This window comes from Phenylobacterium sp., from assembly GCF_036402295.1.
GTDB lineage: Bacteria > Pseudomonadota > Alphaproteobacteria > Caulobacterales > Caulobacteraceae > Phenylobacterium.
The window spans coordinates 1-3,589 of the sequence record NZ_DASWTE010000225.1; the positions used below are offsets into that span (position 1 = coordinate 1).

The 3,589-nt window shown below is 69.0% G+C and carries 4 protein-coding genes; 2 read left to right on the top strand and 2 right to left on the bottom strand.

Annotation, left to right across the window (positions count from 1 at the left end):
- Both VGD44_RS13900 and VGD44_RS13905 read left to right on the top strand, forming a co-directional pair.
- On the top strand, nt 1-2,026 hold a 2,026-nt coding region (locus VGD44_RS13900), incomplete at its 5' end, for an elongation factor G (RefSeq protein WP_331088020.1).
- A 198-nt stretch (nt 2,027-2,224) separates the two neighbouring features.
- On the top strand, nt 2,225-2,629 hold the full coding sequence (locus VGD44_RS13905; protein WP_331088022.1) for a VOC family protein: 405 nt from the start codon (nt 2,225-2,227) through the stop codon (nt 2,627-2,629).
- Here the strand turns inward: VGD44_RS13905 and VGD44_RS13910 are convergent.
- Both VGD44_RS13910 and VGD44_RS13915 read right to left on the bottom strand, forming a co-directional pair.
- Nucleotides 2,592-3,236, bottom strand: coding sequence for a glutathione S-transferase family protein (locus VGD44_RS13910; RefSeq protein ID WP_331088024.1), 645 nt, complete (start codon nt 3,234-3,236; stop codon nt 2,592-2,594). The two genes, VGD44_RS13905 and VGD44_RS13910, sit on opposite strands and share 38 nt — an antisense overlap.
- Before the next feature lie 152 nt (nt 3,237-3,388).
- Nucleotides 3,389-3,589: DUF2306 domain-containing protein (locus VGD44_RS13915; RefSeq protein ID WP_331088026.1), on the bottom strand; the 201-nt coding region annotated here is incomplete at its 5' end.

Here is a 3,589-nt window from a genome sequence, read left to right on the forward strand (position 1 = left end):
GAACGTATCCATGGCAATCCGAGAAACGGGGTCGGTTCGGGCGCTTGCGCTCGTCGGCCCCACGAGCTCCGGCAAGACCGCCCTGATGGAGGCCCTGCTGGAAGCCGCGACCGGTCATCCGGTGCGGCCCGGCGAGGTGGGAGACTCCAGCCCCGAGGCCAAGGCCCGCGGTCATTCGGTCGAGCTGAACCTCGCCGGTTTTGAGTTCATGAACGACCGCTACGTGGTCGTCGATTGCCCTGGATCCCTCGAATTCTGCGCTGAGATCGACCCGGCCCTCCCGGCCGTGGACCTGGCGATCGTGGTGGCCGACCCGGATCCGGCCAAGGCTGTGCTGCTCCAACCCACCTTGCGCGAACTCGAACGTCTCGGCGTTCCCCACGCGCTCTTCATCAACAAGATGGACCAAGCCCGCGGCTCGCTTCAGGAGTTGCTCGACGCGCTGACGCCGGTCTCGTCAGCGCCGCTGGTGGCCCGGCAGATCCCCACCTGGAGCGGCGACAAGGTCACCGGCTACATCGACCTCGCCCTCGAGCGCTGCTTCGTCTACCAGCCGCACAAGCCGTCCGAGCTGGTCGACATCCCCTCCGATCTCCAGAAGGAGGAGGCCGACGCGCGCTTCCACATGCTGGAGCAGATGGCCGACTTCGACGACGAGCTGATGGAACAGCTCCTCTCGGACATGACGCCCAGCCGCGACGCGGTCTTCACAGACCTGGTGAAGGAGATGAACGAGGGCCTGATCGTGCCGGTGTTCTTCGGCTCGGCCCAGAACGGCTTCGGCGTTCGCCGCCTGCTGAAGGCGCTGCGCCACGAGACCCCGCCGGCCGAGATGGCCGCCAACCGCATTGGCGTCACCAACGGCGCCTATGTGCTGAAGACTGCCTATGCCGGTCAGTCGGGCAAGCTCGCCTATGCGCGCGTGTTCGGCGGAAAGCTGCCGGACGGCGCCGAGTTCGTCCTGCCGGACGCTTCCAGGAGCCGGGCGGGCGGCCTGAGCCAAGTCCAGGGCTCGGCGCTCAAGAAGATCGGCGAGGCCCCGGTCGGCGACATCTGCGCCATCGGCAAGGTCGAGCAGGCGGGTGCGGGCCAGATCCTCTCCACCACCGGCCAGCCGCAGGCCGTGCGGGCCGCGGCCCGGGCGCGTCGGCCGCTGTTCGCGGTGGCGCTCGCGGCCAAGAACCGCAACGACGACGTCCGCCTCTCCGGCGCGCTCAGCAAGCTCATCGAGGAGGATCCCGGCCTGTCGCTGACGCATGACAACGAGCAGCGGCAGATCCTGCTGGCCGGCCAGGGCGAGGGCCATGTCCGCCTTGCGCTCGAGCGGCTGAAGCGCCGGTCCGGCGTCGAGATCGACACGGTCCAGCCCAAGACGCCTTACCGCGAGACGCTGGCGCGCGGCGTCCAGCAGCGCTCGCGGCACAAGAAGCAGTCCGGCGGCCACGGCCAGTTCGCGGACATCACCGTGGAGGTGAAGCCGCTGCCCCGCGGCTCGGGCTTCGTCTTCAGCTCGAAGGTCGTGGGCGGCGCCGTCCCGCGGCAGTGGATCCCGGCGGTCGAGATGGGCGTGCGGGACGGGCTGACGAAGGGGCCGAAGGGCTTCCCGGTCACCGACCTGGAGGTCACTCTCCTCGACGGCCAGACCCACAGCGTGGACTCGTCGGAAATGGCGTTCCGCACCGTCGGGCGGTTGGCGATCGAGGAGGCCATGGGCCAGACCGGCACCATTCTCCTGGAACCGATCGAGAAGCTCACGGTCTACTCGCCCTCGCCCAGCGCCTCCAACGTCACCTCGGCGCTCACGGCCCGGCGCGGCCAGATCCTGGGCCTGGCCCCGCGCGAGGACTGGCGCGGCTGGGAGCAGATCGAAGCGTATCTGCCGCAGAGCGAGCGGCAGGGCCTCATCGCCGAGCTCCGCGGCCTCACCCAGGGCCTGGGCGCCTTCGAGGCCGACTTCGACCACATGAGCGAGCTCCACGGCAAACTGGCCGACGAGGCGGCGCAGGCGTCGCGGCCGCAGGCGTAAGCTCCCGCGCGGTTCCTCACCTCCCGCCGTCGCGGCAGCGACGGCGGGAGGGTGGAGGGGGCGAGCCTCATCAACTGCGCTCAACGCAGCCGATCGATCCGTCGAGCCTGTGGCTCGCCTCCTCCACCAGTCGCTCTTCGGCGACCGGTCCCCGTCCCGCCGCTTCGCGGGGGAGGTAAGAGGCGGTAGGGGAGAGTCATGCCTCAACGCCTCACCCTCACCGCCCTCCTCGTCCGCGACTACGACACGGCGATCGACTTCTACGTCCGCAAGGTCGGCTTCGACTTGGTGGAGGACACCGACATGGGCGGCGGCAAGCGCTGGGTGGTGGTGCGGCCGCCGGGGTCGGAGGGCGGGCTGCTGCTCGCGAGGGCCGTGGGCGACCAGGACCGCGTCGTCGGCGACCAGGGCGGCGGGCGCGTGTTCCTGTTCCTGCAGACCGACGACTTCGGCCGCGACCAGGGGAGGATGGTCGCGGCCGGCGTCAGGTTCCTGGAGGCCCCTCGCCACGAGCCTTACGGGACGGTGGCGGTCTTCGAGGACCTCTACGGGAACAAGTGGGACCTCATTCAGCCGGCACAGGCTGCGGCTGCTGGGGCATGAGGGCGTCGTCTATCTGGTTGGCGCGGATGGCCGCCGGACGCGCCTGCAGCTTCGCCACATAGGCCTCGAAGACGGGCCGCTTCTCGATCGTGCCGAAGCTCATGCCCCAGCCTAGGTGGGCGCCGATGTAGAGGTCGGCGGCGGTGAAGCTGTCGCCCACGAGGTAATCGCGGCCCTTCAGGGCGCCTTCCAGCGCATTGTGCACGTCCTCGATGCAGCCGAAGCCGACCATCGCGCGCTGATCTTCCGGGACGGCCACCTTGAGCGCCTGGAACGCGACCGCCTGCTCGATCGGTCCGGCGCCGAAGAACAGCCAGCGATAGTAGGGCCCGCGCAGCTTGCTGCCGTGCGGCGGCGCGAGGTTCGCCTGCGGGAAGGCGTCGGCCAGGTAGGCGCAGATCGCCGCGCACTCGGTAACCACCGTCCCGCCGTGGACGATGGCCGGCACCTTGCCCATCGGATTGATCGCCAGGTACTCGGGCGCCTTCGCCGCCCCGCTCTCCCACGACAGGATCTTGGTGTCGTAGGGCTGGCCCACTTCCTCCAGCATCCAGCGGATGATGCGGCCGCGCGACATGGGGTTCGTGTAGAAGACGAGGTCGGTCATTGGGGGGCCCTTCTCACTCGTTAGCGGAATGCGGACATGGAACACCCTGGCTGCTGACAGGGCCATGTCAGCAGTGTTGCCCCCGACCATTCGTCACCGACGAAGGGTCGACTCCAAGCAAGAGTATCGAACGATCGGCGACTGCCGATCGTTCACGCCGTGGCGACCGTGCGGCGAGTCATCCCGCGGCGAATGTAGAGCTCGGCCAGCAGCAGGTTGGGGATCCACGAGATCCAGGCGGTGGCCACGTAGATCTGCTCGAAGGTCAGGCCCGACATCACGCCGATCGGCAGATAGAGCCGCAGCGTCACCGCCGCGAAGGTCAGCGAGAACGAGCGGATCATCCAGCGCCG

Bases quoted from the DNA above. Each gene is read 5' to 3' on its own strand.
- VGD44_RS13910 (WP_331088024.1), bottom strand. From the start codon at position 3,236: ATGACCGACCTCGTCTTCTACACGAACCCCATGTCGCGCGGCCGCATC.
- VGD44_RS13905 (WP_331088022.1), top strand. From the start codon at position 2,225: ATGCCTCAACGCCTCACCCTCACCGCCCTCCTCGTCCGCGACTACGAC.